The organism is Actinoplanes sp. KI2, from assembly GCF_025630775.1.
Taxonomy (GTDB): Bacteria; Actinomycetota; Actinomycetes; order Mycobacteriales; family Micromonosporaceae; genus Actinoplanes.
In genome coordinates this window covers 200693-215239 of the sequence record NZ_JAOSZE010000003.1, presented here as the reverse complement: position 1 = coordinate 215239, position 14547 = coordinate 200693, and the positions used below count along the sequence as shown (strand labels likewise).

General features: G+C 71.9%; 15 protein-coding genes. 9 read left to right on the top strand and 6 right to left on the bottom strand.

Annotation, left to right across the window (positions count from 1 at the left end):
* Window positions 1–44 precede the first annotated feature (44 nt).
* Entirely contained in the window at window positions 45–1049 is a 1005-nt protein-coding gene (locus tag ODJ79_RS04360) for an RNA polymerase sigma factor RpoD/SigA (protein WP_263021996.1), read from the bottom strand.
* Between the two features lie 570 nt (window positions 1050–1619).
* On the opposite strand from ODJ79_RS04360, the gene ODJ79_RS04355 reads away from it, so the two are divergent.
* The gene (locus ODJ79_RS04355; RefSeq protein WP_263021995.1) at window positions 1620–2312 is read left to right on the top strand and encodes an SDR family NAD(P)-dependent oxidoreductase; all 693 of its coding nucleotides are present in this window, start codon (window positions 1620–1622) and stop codon (window positions 2310–2312) included.
* A gap of 104 nt (window positions 2313–2416) precedes the next feature.
* Here ODJ79_RS04355 and ODJ79_RS04350 read toward each other — a convergent pair whose 3' ends face one another.
* Complete coding sequence (locus ODJ79_RS04350) at window positions 2417–3127, bottom strand: dTMP kinase (RefSeq protein ID WP_263021994.1); 711 nt, start codon at window positions 3125–3127, stop codon at window positions 2417–2419.
* Window positions 3128–3287: 160 nt separating this feature from the next.
* On the opposite strand from ODJ79_RS04350, the gene ODJ79_RS04345 reads away from it, so the two are divergent.
* The 7 genes from ODJ79_RS04345 (at window position 3288) to ODJ79_RS04315 (ending at window position 8437) form a co-directional block, all read left to right on the top strand.
* Window positions 3288–3869: a nucleotidyltransferase gene (locus tag ODJ79_RS04345; protein WP_263021993.1), complete on the top strand. Its 582-nt coding sequence runs from the start codon at window positions 3288–3290 to the stop codon at window positions 3867–3869.
* A gap of 1 nt (window position 3870) precedes the next feature.
* Complete coding sequence (locus ODJ79_RS04340) at window positions 3871–4122, top strand: hypothetical protein (protein WP_263021992.1); 252 nt, start codon at window positions 3871–3873, stop codon at window positions 4120–4122.
* Window positions 4119–4862, top strand: a complete 744-nt coding sequence (locus tag ODJ79_RS04335; RefSeq protein ID WP_263021991.1) for a metallophosphoesterase — start codon at window positions 4119–4121, stop codon at window positions 4860–4862. Before ODJ79_RS04340 ends, ODJ79_RS04335 begins: the two co-directional genes overlap by 4 nt.
* 39 nt (window positions 4863–4901) lie before the next feature.
* Window positions 4902–5045 carry a GPGG-motif small membrane protein gene (locus tag ODJ79_RS04330; protein WP_179855124.1) on the top strand — a complete coding sequence of 48 codons (144 nt, stop codon included), beginning with the start codon at window positions 4902–4904 and terminating at the stop codon, window positions 5043–5045.
* Window positions 5046–5161: 116 nt separating this feature from the next.
* The gene (locus ODJ79_RS04325) at window positions 5162–6043 is read left to right on the top strand and encodes an MHYT domain-containing protein (RefSeq protein ID WP_263021990.1); all 882 of its coding nucleotides are present in this window, start codon (window positions 5162–5164) and stop codon (window positions 6041–6043) included.
* Window positions 6044–6059: 16 nt separating this feature from the next.
* Complete coding sequence (locus tag ODJ79_RS04320; protein WP_263021989.1) at window positions 6060–6782, top strand: HD domain-containing protein; 723 nt, start codon at window positions 6060–6062, stop codon at window positions 6780–6782.
* A 35-nt stretch (window positions 6783–6817) separates the two neighbouring features.
* Window positions 6818–8437: a glycoside hydrolase family 13 protein gene (locus ODJ79_RS04315; RefSeq protein WP_263021988.1), complete on the top strand. Its 1620-nt coding sequence runs from the start codon at window positions 6818–6820 to the stop codon at window positions 8435–8437.
* On the opposite strand, the gene ODJ79_RS04310 is transcribed toward ODJ79_RS04315, so the two are convergent.
* The 3 genes from ODJ79_RS04310 to xylA are packed head-to-tail and all read right to left on the bottom strand — an operon-like array spanning window position 8366 to window position 12485.
* On the bottom strand, window positions 8366–9883 hold the full coding sequence (locus ODJ79_RS04310) for an MFS transporter (protein ID WP_263021987.1): 1518 nt from the start codon (window positions 9881–9883) through the stop codon (window positions 8366–8368). The genes ODJ79_RS04315 and ODJ79_RS04310 overlap by 72 nt on opposite strands.
* A gap of 9 nt (window positions 9884–9892) precedes the next feature.
* Window positions 9893–11293: a xylulokinase gene (xylB, locus tag ODJ79_RS04305; RefSeq protein ID WP_263021986.1), complete on the bottom strand. Its 1401-nt coding sequence runs from the start codon at window positions 11291–11293 to the stop codon at window positions 9893–9895.
* A gap of 4 nt (window positions 11294–11297) precedes the next feature.
* The gene (gene xylA, locus ODJ79_RS04300; RefSeq protein ID WP_263021985.1) at window positions 11298–12485 is read right to left on the bottom strand and encodes a xylose isomerase; all 1188 of its coding nucleotides are present in this window, start codon (window positions 12483–12485) and stop codon (window positions 11298–11300) included.
* Window positions 12486–12559: 74 nt separating this feature from the next.
* Between xylA and ODJ79_RS04295 the strand changes: the two genes are divergently transcribed.
* On the top strand, window positions 12560–13675 hold the full coding sequence (locus ODJ79_RS04295; protein WP_263021984.1) for an ROK family protein: 1116 nt from the start codon (window positions 12560–12562) through the stop codon (window positions 13673–13675).
* 270 nt (window positions 13676–13945) lie between these two features.
* Here the strand turns inward: ODJ79_RS04295 and ODJ79_RS04290 are convergent, their stop codons facing one another.
* On the bottom strand, window positions 13946–14419 hold the full coding sequence (locus ODJ79_RS04290) for a MarR family winged helix-turn-helix transcriptional regulator (protein WP_263021983.1): 474 nt from the start codon (window positions 14417–14419) through the stop codon (window positions 13946–13948).
* Window positions 14420–14547: the final 128 nt, after the last annotated feature.

Genomic DNA, 14547 nt, shown 5'->3' with positions numbered 1-14547 from the left:
CCGGCCTTTCGCGTTTGTGGGTCGGGGGGAGTTTTCCGGGTGGGTCAGGCGGCCTGCAGGCCCTCGGCCCGGGCCAGCTCACGCAGCCGGCCGAGCGCCTGGATCTCGAGCTGGCGGATGCGCTCGCGGCTGAGCGAGAAGCGCGAGGCCACCTCGGTCAGCGAGTGCTCCCGGCCGTCCTCGAGGCCGTACCGCGCCCGCATGATGCCGGCCGAACGGTCGTCCAGGTGGTTGAGCAGGCCCTCGATCCGCTGCCGCTCCAGCGCGGTCAGCACGATCTCCTCCGGCGACGGCGCGTCGCTGTCGGCCACCAGGTCGCCGAGGTTGGTGTCGCCGTCGTCGCCCACCGGGGTGTCCAGGGACACGGTGTCCTGGGCCCAGCGGGTCAGTTCGTTGACGCGCTCCACGGTCACGCCGAGCGCCGCCGCGACCTGCTCGGGCTCGGGGTCGGCGCCGAGCTCGCGGACGAGCTGGCGGGTGACGTTGCGCATCCGGTTGACGTCCTCGACCAGGTGCACCGGGAGGCGCACCGTGCGCTCCTGCTGGGCGATGGCCCGGCTGATCGCCTGCCGCACCCACCACGTCGCGTACGTCGAGAACTTGTAGCCACGCTCGTAGTCGAACTTCTCCACGGCGCGGACCAGGCCGGTGTTGCCCTCCTGGATCAGGTCGAGCATCGGCATGCCCGAGCGCACGTAACGCCGGGCGATCGACACGACCAGTCGCAGGTTGGCCCGGATGAACAGGTCCTTCGCCCGCTGCCCCTCGTGGACCAGCCGCTCGAGCTCCTCACGGCTCACACCGCGCGGCACCTCGCCCTCGTCGAGCAGGAACTCCGCGTAGAGGCCTGCTTCGATCTGCTTGGAGAGCTCGACCTCCTGCGCTGCGTCCAGCAGAGGCGTCCGGGAGATCTCGTGCAGGTACACGCCGACGAGGTCGCGCTCCTCGGCGACCTGGTCGGTCCGCATCACGGTGTTCTTCTCCACGCTGCCCACAGTCCCCTCATTGCCTTCACTACTTACCCCGCTACGGGCAAACCCTGTGTCCATCAGTTCCTCCCCGTAACGCCCGCAGTTCGTACATTGCGGTTACTGGCATCTACACAACAAATGGCTGCTCGCACTGATTCCGGCTGGCGGATCGAAAGTGTCACGAATGCCTGGGTGATTGCTGAGAGCCGCGTGCGATGTTCCTGAGGAGGGCCCCTGAGCCCGAGCCGGCATTCACGCGCAGCAGCCGCCGTCGGTCACGCAGCAGAACGCATACCCGCGTCAGTCTCAATGACACCATCGGCCCCTCATCCGTCGCAGCGACGGGCATCACCACCGAACTTGGGATGCTCGTCACTACCCAGTACGGCCGCTCGGCTTCCCGGGTTCACGTGCAGGATCGACAGCTTCGCGACCGGCCTGAAACAAAAGCCTCGCCAAAAAGATCGTCAGGCACCGGCCCGAACCGGACCACCTGCCACAATGCGGCACGCCGCGCCGTAGTTCACTCGCCCGCACGGGTGACGCCCGGGCAGGTGACGACTCGTTTGGCCGGTATTCCCCGATAGCCGGCGGTCCAGCGCCGACCGTGACCAAAACCACACCGCCCTCGGCGGGTGAGCGGGCAGCATGATCTCCATGAACAGCGGACGGACGGTCTTCGTGTCGGGCGGAGCGGGCGGGCTGGGCGTCGCCACGGTGGCGGCCTTCGTGGCCGACGGCTGGCGGGTGGTGGCCCCGGTTCGGCCGGGCCGCACCGCCCTCGCGGGCGTGGTGAGTGTCGAAGCGGACCTCGGCGATGAGACGGACGTCACTGCCGCGATGGCCGTCGCGGCGGGCGATCCCGCGGCGCCGCTGCGCGCAGTGATCAACCTGGCCGGGGCGTACGCGGGGAGCGGGCTGGTGGCCGAGACCCCGGTCGCCGATTTCGAGCAGATGCTCGCCCGCAATCTGCGACCGACCTATCTGGTGACCCGCGCCGCGCTGCCGCACCTGGTCGCGGCCGGCGGCGGCGGGATCGTCTGCGTCTCGTCCCGGGCGGCGCTGGCGCCATGGCCGGGCGCGGCCGGCTATATCACCGCGAAGGCGGCGGTGCTGGCCTTCGCGGGGGCGGTGGCGGTCGAGTACCGGAAGCAGAACGTCCGGTGCAACACGATCGTGCCGAGCGTCATCGACACCCCCACCAACCGGCGGGAGATGCCGGATGCCGACTTCTCCCGGTGGGTCAAGCCGGCCGAGATCGCCCCGACCATCGTCTTCCTGGCCTCGGACGCGTCCGCACCGACGACAGGCGCGACCATCCCGGTCTACGGCCAGGCCTGACCGCTGGGCTCACCCGCTGGGCTCAACCCGCTGGGCTCAGCCGCTGGGCTCAGCCGCTGCGCTCAGCCGCTGGGCTCAGCCGCTGGGACACCTGAGCGCGGGGCTCAGAGTGCCTCGGCCAGCTGATAGCCCAGGGCCGTCGCGCCGGCCAGCAGCGGGCCGCCGGCCAGGATCAGCGTGCGCACCCGGGCGCGGGCCGGGGTGACCGGGGCCGGGATCGGCAGCCGGGCGCGAATCTCGGCGGCGACCTGGTCCGGGGCGGCGTTCGCGTCGATCACCACGAAGTCGCCGTACTCGGGGAGCGAGCGGTAGGCGGCCGCGGCGGCGGACAGGTACTCGATGGTCTCGTGGTCGTAGCCGCGGGCCTCGACGCGGTCGTGGGCGATCCTCGGGTCGACGGCCAGCAGGAAGGTCACGTCGGGGCGCGGGAAGAGCCGGTAGGCCCGGCGGGCGCGGCGTTCGGCGGCCGGGCGGCCGGTCCGGGCCCGCAGGCTCGCGTACTGGCAGACGGCGTGCCGGTCCATCACGGTGATCTCGCCGGTCAGGGCGCGACGCAGCAGCGTGCGCAGAATGGCCAGCCAGCGCAGCACGGACTCGACGAACAGCATCGCCCGCCGCCCCAGCAGGTCTTCCGCGTCGTCGCCGCGGCCCAGGCGGGCGGCCAGGCGACCGAACCAGCGGCGGCCGCCGGCGTTGCGGCGGTACGCGGCGCCCAGCCCCTCCTGAGCCAGGGTGTCGGCCAGGCGGTGGGCCTGCGTCGTCTTGCCGCTGCCATCGATGCCGACGAGCGCGATCGTGCGAGGTGGTCGCGTCATGCCCAGCAACGGTAACCGGGCTTGCCCAGGCAGTTTCACGGCGACCGTGCTCGACACGTACCAAAATGGGGTCAAGCAGTTGATTTTGGCGGTTGATTCAAGGCACCGGGGGCCGGGTACCGGTCCAGGGCAGGCACCGGAGCCGAACAGGGAGAAGCCCATGCCGCACCACGTGGACGCCGGACTGGCCACCGCGCTCAAGCGGGTGGCCGCCACGCTGAAGGCGGCCGACATCCCGTTCGCGCTCGGCGGCAGCTTCGCGGTCTACGCGCACGGTGGCCACTCCAGCGATCACGACGTGGACTTCCTGCTGCGCGAGCAGGACAAGGACGCGGCCCTCAAGGCGCTCGCCGACGTCGGCTTCCGCACCGAGCAGCCGCCCGAGGACTGGCTGGCCAAGGTCTACGACGAGGACCGGATGGTGGATCTCATCTACCGGCCGATCGAGACGCCGGTCACCGACGAGACGCTGCGCGACACCGAGATCATCGCGGTCGAGGCGATCAGCATGCCGGTGATCTCGGCGACCCGGCTGATGGTCCACAAGCTGCTCAGCTACAGCCAGCACCACTGTGACTTCGCCACCGGCTTCCCGGTGGCCCGCTCGCTGCGCGAGCAGATCGATTGGGCGCGCGTGCGCCGGGAGACGGCCGACTCCCCGTACGCCGAGGCGTTTCTGATGCTGCTCGACCGGCTGGACGTGGTCCCCCTGACGGAACCGACAGATGAGGGTGGGGAATGAGATGAGCATTCGAGCCGACGAATACCTGGAAGCCGAGATCCAGAGCCTGCTCACCGAGGGCCGGATCGCCGAGCTCGGCATCACCGTGCACCGCCGAGAACAACAGCTGGTGCTGGGCGGCGAGGTGGAGAGCCCGGCCCGGCGGGACGAGATCTGCCGGCAGATCTCCGAGCATTTCCCGGACGTGGCGATCGCCTGCGACATCGGCATCATCCGGGCCCAGGCGCCCAACGAGGTGGAGGAAATTTCATGATCCGGATCGCCGCCGTGGGCGACGTCCACGTGGACTCCGATGTCCTGGGCCGGTTCCGGCCGGCCCTCGAGGAACTGCCCGACCGGGCCGACGTGCTGCTGGTGGCCGGAGATCTGACCCGGCACGGCACGGTCGAGGAGGCGCGCTGCTTCGCCACCGAGTTCGGCGGCCTGGGCGTGCCGGTCGTGACCGTCCTGGGCAACCACGACCACCAGAGCGACCAGCAGTCCCGGGTGACCGACGTGCTCACCGAGTCGGGCATCACCGTGCTGGAGGGCGAGGCCACCGTGCTCGAGCTGCACGGCCGGCGGCTCGGCATCGCCGGGGTGAAGGGCTTCGGCGGCGGCTTCGCGGGCGCCTGCGCGAGCAACTTCGGCGAGCGCGAGATGAAGGACTTCGTCGGCACCACCGAGGTGCTCGCCGAGCGGCTGCAGGACGCGCTGCTGTCGGTGCAGGTGGACGCGCTGGTGGCGCTGACCCACTACGCCCCGGTGCCGGACACGCTGCTCGGCGAGCCGCTGGAGATCTACGCGTTCCTGGGCTGCTACCAGCTGGGCCGGGCGATCGACGCGGCGCCGACCGCGCTGGCCCTGCACGGGCATGCGCACCACGGCTCGGAGCGCGGGCGGACGCCGGGCGGGGTGCCGGTGCGCAACGTGGCGCATCCGGTCATCAAGCAGGCGTACAACGTCTACCAGCTGCTTTCCGAGGAAGCCGAGCTCGAGTTGATCGCCACCTAGGCGGGTTTCCGATTCGCAGGCCGGGGGTATCCGGTCTGCATGGACGTTCTCCTCTGGATCCTCGCAGTCATTCTGGTGGTCGCCGGCATCCTCGCGCTGTTCCGGCGGCAGCTCCTCTGGGGCATCGTGCTGATCATCGTGGGCCTGCTGGTCGGCCCGGGTGGCGTCAGCATCTTCACCTGACCCGTCTCCCGTCTGATTTCGACCGGGACCGCCGATTCGGCGGTCCCGGCTCTCTTTGCGGTGAGAGCGCACACGCAGTGCGATGGAAGTGCGCAAACTGCCACAAGAGTTACGCAGTGACCGCGATCCATCACTTTACGTATGGCGTCTTCAACCCGATCGCCGCCTATCTCCTGGCGTTCCTCGGCTCGTTCTTCGGACTTCTCTGCACCGGCCGGGCACGCGATGCCCGCACCCGCAGCCGGCGCAACCGCTGGCTGGGCATCGCCGCCTTCGCCATCGGCGGCGGCGGTATCTGGCTGATGCACTTCGCCGCGATGCTCGGCTTCGACGTGCCGGCCAGCCCGGTGCGCTTCGACCTCGTGATGACCGTACTCAGCCTGTTCGTCGCGGTCCTCGCGGTCGGACTCGGCCTGCTGATCGTCGGGCACGGCCGGCGCAGCTTTCCCAAGGTGCTCGCGGCCGGGGTGCTGACCGGCGGCGGTGTGCTGGCCATGCACTACTCCGGCATGGAGGGCCTGCACGTGGCCGGGACGATGCACTACGACCGGTCGCTGGTGATCGCCTCGGCGATCATCGCGGTGGTGGCGTCCACCGTCGCGCACTGGTTCGCGATCTCGGTACGCGGCTGGGCCCGGGTCAGCGGCGCCGCGTCGATCATGGCGATCGCGGTGTGCGGCATGCATTACACCGGCATGGCGGCCATGTCGGTGCGCCTGGACGTCGACCGCGTCGACCACGTGCACGGCATCCGGCCGCTGACGATGATCGTGCCGATCACGCTGATCGCCGCGGCCACGATCGTGGCCGCGGCGCTGAGCGCGCTGCAGGCGATGACCGAGGAGGAGTTCTCCGACGGGACGCCGACCCCGAAGCGGGGCGTGCACGCCGAGAGCATCGCCAGTCCGTGGTCACTCCGGCAGGCGAATCTCGCCCACGGGTCCGCGCGCCGGCCGTCACCCCAGCCCGTTCCGATGCGATCGACCGGCAACAGCTGATCGCTAAGGTATCGGCATGGCGACCCGGCTGCTGCTGTCGATGCCCCTGCACGCGATCACCGAGGTCTACGGCGAGCAGGGACTGCGCGAGCGGTTCCTGCTCGAGGTGGACGCCTTCCCGCCCGGCGAGACCGCCCAGCTGCGCGCGGCGCTCGAGCTGGCCGGCACGCTGCACGCCGGGGACCGGCGGGTGCGCGAGCCGTACCTCAACCATCTGCTGCGGGTCGCCATCCGGATCGTCAAGTACTACGGGGTGCGCGACGTCGACGTGCTCACCGCCGCGCTGCTGCACGACGCGGTCGAGGACCACCCGGCCGAGCTGGGCGGGCTCGACCCGGCGGGGCACACCCACTCCGAGCTGACCGAGGCGGCGATCGCCGAGCTGGCCCGCCGCTTCAACCCGAGGGTGGCCGAGCTGGTCCGCTCGGTCACCAACCCGGAGTACGACCCCGACCGCGACCGGCACGAGCAGTACCGGGAGCACGTCGCGTCCAATCTGGAGCGCGACCCCTGGGCCCGGGTGATCAAGGTGTCCGACTTCACCGACAACGGGGTCGGCGTGGTGCACACCACCGCCGACAAGGCCTACTCGTCGGCGACCAAGTACCGCCCGCTGGTGCCCAAGCTGCGCGAGCTGGTCGGACGGCCGGACACGCCACTCTCGGTCGAGGCCAAGGACCACATCCTCGACCAGCTCGACCTGGCCGAGGAGAGATTCGCCGCCATCCTCGACGACTAAGGCCTGTCCTGCCGGTCACGCCTTAGATTTGGCGCATGGTCTACCGCTGGTGGCGCGATGCCGTCATCTACCAGGTCTACCCCCGCTCGTTCGCGGACAGCGACGGCGACGGCATGGGTGACCTGCCCGGCATCACCGGGCGCCTGCCCCGCCTCAAGGAGCTCGGGGTCGACGCCGTGTGGCTCTCCCCCTTCTACCCCTCCCCGCAGCACGACGGCGGCTACGACGTGGCCGACTACCGCGGCGTGGACGCCCGGTTCGGTGACCTCGGCGACGCCGACAAGCTGATCGCGGTGGCGCACAACCTGGGTCTGAAGGTCATCGTCGACCTGGTGCCGAACCACACCTCCAGCCGGCACGAGTGGTTCCGGCAGGCGCTGGCCGCGCCGCCGGGCAGCCCGGAGCGGGATCGCTACATCTTCCGGGAGGGCCGCGGGCCGGACGGCGCGCTCCCGCCGAACTCGTGGACCAGCATGTTCGGCGGCAGCGCCTGGCAGCGGGTGCCGGACGGGCAGTGGTACCTGCACCTGTTCGACGTCAGCCAGCCCGACCTCGACTGGGGCAACCGCGAGGTCCGTGACGAGTTCCGCGACATCCTGCGGTTCTGGCTCGACCGTGGCGTGGACGGTTTCCGGGTGGACGTGGCGCACGGGTTGGTCAAGGCGGACACCCTCCCGGAGTGGGACGTGCCCGCCGCCATCCTGGGCGGGCTCGCGCCGGCTGGGCCGCCACCGCCGATGTGGGACCAGGAGGGCGTGCACGAGATCTACCGGGAGTGGCGCCGGGTCGTCGACGAGTACCCGGACGGCCGGATCCTGGTGGCCGAGGCGTGGGTGCAGCCGGCCGCGCGGCTCGCCCGGTACGTGCGGCCGGACGAGATGCACCAGGCCTTCAACTTCATGTACCTGAGCGCGCCGTGGCGGGCCGCCGACCTGCGCGCGGTGATCAACACGTCGCTCGAGGCCAACGACGAGGTGGGTGCGCCGACCACCTGGGTGCTGTCCAACCACGACGTCATCCGGCACGCGACCCGGCTCGGCTACCCGATCGAGCAGACCCGGCTGCACGGTATCGGCCCGGACGACCCGCAGCCGGACGTGGGACTGGGCCTGCGCCGGGCGCGCGCGGCCACCCTGCAGATGCTGGCGCTGCCCGGTTCGGCGTACCTATACCAGGGCGAGGAGCTGGGGCTGCCGGAGCACACCACGCTGCCGCACGAGCACCGCCAAGACCCGGCACGGCCGCGGTCGGGGCACACCGTGGTGGGCCGGGACGGGTGCCGGGTGCCGATCCCGTGGGAGGCGGACGCCCCGTCGTACGGCTTCGGTCCGTCGGATCGCAGCTGGCTGCCGCAGCCGGCCGTCTGGGCCGAGTACGCCCTGGACCGCCAGCAGGGGGTGCCCGGCTCGACCTGGGAGCTCTACCGGGCCGCGCTGGCCATCCGCCGGGAGTTCGGCCTGGGCGCCGGCACGATCGCCTGGCAGCAGACGCCGGAGGAGGCGCTGGCCTTCCGGAACGGGGACGTGTGGGTGCTGACGAACTTCGGGGCCGAGCCGGTGGCGCTGCCGGTCGGCGCGACGGTGCTACTCGCGAGCGAGCCCCTCGACGCCGACGGCCGGGTCCCCGCCGATGTCACCGTCTGGGCGGCCCTCTGACCCACCGTCCGGGCGACCCTCTGGCAAACCGCCGGGGCGGCCCTCGGACACACCGTCCGGGCGACCCTCCGCTTCCGAGGCGGCGGCCAGCAGGGTCGCGTGGGTGTTGGCCATGTCCTTCGCCACCGTCCTGCTGGCCAGCCAGAACATGACCCCGGTCGGGATCCAGAAGAGCTGGAAGCCGGCCAGCCCGACGGCGTAGTTGAGCGGCGGCGGGAACCCACCGGCCAGCCCGCGGAAGGCCACCCCGACCATCGCGTTGCCGCCGGCCCGGCCGAAGCCGTTGACCAGGTTGCCCATGCTGTAGACGGTGCCGCGGTGCTCGGGCGGGTTCACGTCGGCGATCAGGGCGAACCAGTTCGGCGAGTTGGCCGAGGTGAGCATCAGCGCGAAGACCGCCGTGATCAGGCAGAAGCCGACCGTGGGCTGGGTGAAGACGTCGGTGAGCACGGCACGCACCACCCGTCCCGAGCTCGCGCCGTCGGGCACGTCAATGGTCATCGGGACGAAGAACAAAACCACGTAGAAGGGTACGGCGGCCAGCACGCCGATCGACGCGACGAGGGCCCGCCCGCGCGGGGTGCGCCGCTGCAGCCGGTCCCCGGCCAGCCCGCCCAGGATGCTCAGCGCGCCGCCCAGCTGGAACAGCGTGGCGAAGACGCTGCCGACCAGCACCGCGGTGCTCGACGAGTAGCCCTGGTCCTCGGCCCGGGCCCGGAACAGGATCGGCAGCCAGACGAGCGAGCCGAGCGCGATCTGCGCGGTGAAGCCCTGGAAGATCAGCCAGATGTTGGTGCGCCGGCCGAGGATGACCGGCAGGTCGTCGGGGTGGATCCGCTCGTCGTACTCGACGCCGGCCAGCTCGGGCTGGCTCTCGCCGCGCGGCACGTTGTAGGTGAACACGTAGGCGACCGTGGCGATCACGCCGGCCGCCGAGGCGACCAGGAACGGCTTGCGCCAGTCGTCGTGCCCGAGCAGGCCGCCGAGCAGGGTGCCGGCCAGCGTGCCGACGCCCTGGGACAGGCCCCAGAAGCTCATCACCAGGCCGCGGCGTTTCGGCGAGATCAGGTCGCTGACCACGGCGAAGCTGACCGAGGCCACGGCGCCCAGGCCGATCGCGGCGAGCACCTGGGCGAGCAGGAAGGAGCCGTAGCCGCCGGAGAGACCGGACCAGGCGGTGCCGGCCACCCAGATTGTGGTGCCGATGATCAGCACCGGCTTGCGGTCGGTGCGGTCGCCGGCGTACGCGAAACCGATCGCCGCCACCGCGCTGATCAGGAACATGATCGTGGTGGCCAGCGCGATGTGGCCCTCGCCGACGCCGAAGGTGTCGCCGATGCTGCCGTAGAGGGGCGGCACCAGGCCGATCGCCACGTTGTCCAGCGATGCCAGGATCACGAAGACCACGACGCTGTAGACGCGGTGCGCGGTGCCGCCCTTTCTCACGCGGCAAGGTTAGCGGGGACGGTCGATTACTGCGTCCTGTGCGGCTTTGTACTGCTCTCGAATCAGCGAGACGGGCTCCGCCTCGTACGTCTCGGGGGCCTCGGCCGACCAGACCGGCGGCTCCGCGGCGCCCGCGGCGACCCACGCGGCCTGGCGTGCGGCCCCGTCCGCGACGTACTCCCCCGGCGGCGGGACGAGCACCGGCAGGCCGAACAGCTCGGGCGCGATGCGGCGGACCGCCTCGCTGCGCGCGCCCCCGCCGACCAGCACGATGCGGTTGGCGGTGGCGCCGTGCCGGACCAGCGCGTCCAGCCCGTCGGCGAGCGCGCAGAGCATGCCCTCGACCGCCGCCCGGGCCAGGTGCGCCGGGTCGGAGGTCTGGAGGGTGAGGCCGTGGATCGCGCCGGTGGCGTCCGGCCGGTTCGGGGTGCGCTCGCCCTCCAGGTACGGCACCAGGACCAGGCCGTCGGCGCCGGCCGGGGCTTGCAGGGCGAGCCGGGACAGCTGCTCGTGGTCGACGCCCAGCAGCCGGCCGGCCGCGTCGAGCACGCGGGCGGCGTTGAGCGTCACCACGATCGGCAGGAACCGGCCGGTGACGTCGGCGAACCCGGCCACCGTGCCGCTCGGGTCGTCGGGCGAGACGTCCGAGCTCACGAAGACGGTGCCCGACGTGCCGATCGAGACGACCACGTCGCCGGGGCCGGCGCCGGTGCCGAAGGCGGCCGCCGCGTTGTCCCCGGCGCCCGGACCGAGCGGGGCGCCGTTGGGCAGGTGTCCGGCGACGCCGATCGGGCCGAGCACGTCAGGTGTTTTTATCAGGCGCCCGAAACCCAGCTCCAGCAGGTCGGGGCGGTACTGGTTGGTCTTGGCCGACCAGTACAGCGTGCCGCTGGCGTCGCTGCGGTCGGTCTTGATCGTGGTGATGTCGGTCGACCCGGAGAGCTTCCAGGTCAGCCAGTCGTGCGGGAGGCAGACGGCGGCCACCCGGGCGGCGTTGGCCGGCTCGTTGCGGGCCAGCCAGCGCAGCTTGGTCAGCGTGAAGCTGGCCACCGGGACGATGCCGACCGCGTCGGCCCACTTGTCCCCGCCGCCGAACTCGGCGATGAGATCGGCGGCCGCGCCGGCGCTGCGGGTGTCGTTCCACAGCAGCGCCGGACGGACCACCTCGCCGTTCTCGTCCAGCACCACCATCCCGTGCTGCTGGCCCGCGACCGAGGCCGCGGCCACGTCGTCCAGGCCGCCGGCCTGGTCGATCGCCTCCCGCAGCGCGGCCCACCAGGCGTCCGGATGCACCTCGGTGCCGTCCGGATGACTCGCCCGGCCCTGGCGGACCAGCTTGCCGGTCTCCGCGTCGCGGATGACCACCTTGCACGACTGGGTGGAGCTGTCGATCCCGGCTACCAGAGTCATGTCGTCAGTTCGCCTTCAACACGTGGTCGATCGCCAGCTGGTGCAGCTTGACGAAACCGTAGCCCCGCTCGCCGGCCGCGTCCGGGTTGAAGTCCTCGAACGCGCTGCGGTCGGCCAGGAGGTCCTGGTAGGTCTCGCCCGCCTGGAGGGTCGGGGTGTTGAGCTCGGCCACGCCGCTGGCGGCCAGCGCCTCCTGCACGGCCGGGTCGGCCCGGAACGCCTGCGCCCGCTCCTTGAGCAGCAGGTACATCCGGATGTTGGCGCGCGCCGACTCCCAGACGCCGTCGTAGTCCTCGGTGCGGGACGGCTTGTAGTCGAAGTGGCGCGGGCCGTCGTAGGCCGGTGCGCCCTGCGGTCCGCCGAACTCCAGCAGGTCGACCAGGGCGAACGCGTTGAGCAGGTCGCCGTGGCCGAAGACCAGGTCCTGGTCGAACTTGGGGCCGTGCTGACCGTTCAGGTCGATGTGGAACAGCTTCTTGTGCCACAGCGCCTGGGCGATGCCCTGGGCGAAGTTGAGGTTCGACATCTGCTCGTGGCCGACCTCGGGGTTGATGCCGAACAGCTCGGGGCGCTCCAGGTCGTTCACGAACGCGATGGCGTGGCCGGCGGTCGGCAGCAGGATGTCGCCGCGGGGCTCGTTGGGCTTGGGCTCGATGGCGAAGCGCAGGCCGTAGCCGCGATCCTCGGAGTACTGCGCGAGCAGGTTGAGGGCCTCGGCGTAGCGGTCGAGGGCGGCCCGGATGTCCTTGGCCACGTCGTACTCGGCGCCCTCGCGGCCGCCCCAGAGCACGAGGGTCTGTGCGCCCAGCTCGGCGCCGAGGTCCATCTGGCGCATCACCTTGCGCAGCGCGTAGCGCCGGACGGATCGGTCGTTGCTGGTGAAGCCGCCGTCCTTGAACACCGGGTGGGTGAACAGGTTGGTGGTGACCATCGGGACGATCAGGCCGGTCTCGTCGAGTGCCTTCTTGAAGTTGGCGATGATGCCGTCCCGCGTGTGCGCGTCGGCACCGAAGGGCACCAGGTCGTCGTCGTGGAACGTGATGCCGTAGGCGCCGACCTCGGCGAGCTTGTGCACGGCCTCGATCGGGTCGAGCGCGGCCCGGGTCGCGTCGCCGAACGGGTCGCGGGCCTGCCACCCGACGGTCCAGAGGCCGAAGGAGAACTTGTCTTCGCGTGTGGGTTGGACCGGCATGGTGACCTCCGCGTAACAGATCTGATTTGTTTATTGGTTGAATTATTTGGAGACGGTGTGGCAATGTCAAGGGCATGCCGACCCGGATCATGACCGCCGCCCAGGCACCCGTGCGGCAGTCGAGCGTGCGGGCCCATAATCTCGCGCTCGTGCTGCAAACCGCGGCAAACAGCGCAGATCGCCCATCCAGGGCGGCGATCGCGGCGGCGACCGGGCTGACCCGGGCCACCGTGTCCGCGCTCGTGGACGACCTGATCGCGGGCGGGCTGCTGACCGAGCACGACCCGGCGCCACGCACCGGGGCCGGCCGGCCCGCCGCCGGGCTCGCCCTGAACGCGGACGGGCCGGCCGGGCTCGGGCTGGAGATCAACGTCGACTATCTCGCGGCCTGCGTCATGGATCTCACCGGTGCGGTGCGGCACCGGATCGTCTCGCACGGCGACCAGCGGCCCGTCTCCCCCGCCGCGGCCCTGGCCGCCCTCGACACGCTGGCGGATCAGGCCCGTGCCGCCGCCGCGGCCGAGGGGCTGACCCTGGCCGGTGCGGCACTGGCGGTGCCGGGCCTAGTCGCCGCGGGCGGGCTGGTGCGGGTGGCGCCCAACCTCGGCTGGCAGGACGTGGACGTGCCGGCGCTGCTGCCCGGCCTGGCCGGCCTGCCGCTGATCGTCGACAACGAGGCCAACCTCGCGGCGCTCGGCGAGCTCCGCGCCGGCGACGAGCAGACCTTCCTCTACGTGTCCGGCGAGATCGGCATCGGCGCCGGGATCGTGCTGGACGGTGAGCTCTACCGTGGCGGGCGGGGCTGGAGCGGCGAGATCGGGCACGTCACGGTGCACCCCGACGGGCGGCCCTGCCGGTGCGGAGCGAACGGCTGCCTCGAGCAGTACGCCGGGCAGGAGGCGGTCGCCGCCGACGCCGACCTGGCCGCGTCGGCGCTCGGGATCGCGCTGGCCGCGGTGGTCAACCTGCTCGACATCGGGGTGATCGTGCTGGGCGGCGCCTACGCGCCGGAGCTTCCCCGGCTGCGCGACGGGATCGAGGCCGAGCTCGGTCGCCGGGTGCTGACCGCGGGGCTCGCGCCGGTCACGCTGCGGGCGGCGGCCCTGGGCGCGGACGCCGCGATGCGCGGTGCCGCCGACGCCGTCATCCGCTCGGTGCGCGACGACCCGGCGGCCTGGCTGAGCCGCTAGCTCTAGCCGCCCCGGGCGCGAGGCCAAGGCCAAGCGACCCGCGGCGCGACCGGTCGCCGCTTGCGCCGCCGCTTGCCCCGGTCGCCGCTTGCCCCGGCCGCCGCTTGCGCTGGCCGCCGCTTACCCCGGCCGCCGCTTGCGCTGCCGCTTGCCCCGGCCGCCGCTTGCCCCGGCCGCCGCTTGCGCCGCCGCTTGCCCTGGCCGCCGCTTGCGCTGCCGCTTGCCCCGGCTGCCGCTTGCGCCGCCGCTTGCCCCCGGCGGTCGCGCGCCCTAGGCCGAGCGGGCCGCGGCGCCGCTGGGTGCCTCGTCGACGGCGGCGGCCGCGAACTCGCTGAGGCCGCGCAGCAGCGCGGCACGGCCGGGCGCCGACATCTTCTCCAGCGTCGCGGCGAGGGCCAGCCGGCGGATGCGGCGCAGCTCGGCCAGCAGCGCTCGGGAGGACGGCGTCAGGTAGAGCGCGATCTCGCGGCGGTCGGCCCGGCCGGGGACGCGCTCGACCATGCCGTTGGCGACCAGGCGGTCGCACAACCGGCTCGCCGAGGAGAGCAGCATGCCGAGCTCGGCGGCGAGGCGGCCCAGGTTGACGCCCTCGGCGCGCTCGACGGCGAGCAGGGCGTTCAGCTGCGGCCAGGACAGTCGCGGGGTCACCTGCTCGCGGGCCTGGTCCCAGGCGAACAGTAGGGATTGCGCAGCGTCGTCGATCGCCGCGGCGTGCATCGGGTCGGCCCCTTCGAGAAGCGCCATGGTGGAGCAGAGACTACCCTGCGGCGCGCGGCCGGTCGGCAAACCTGACCGGACGGCTCTTCGGCGCGCCGGTGACGGCGCCGAGCGCCGCGTAGGCAGCGAGGGCCGTCACCGCGGTTGGTGACGGC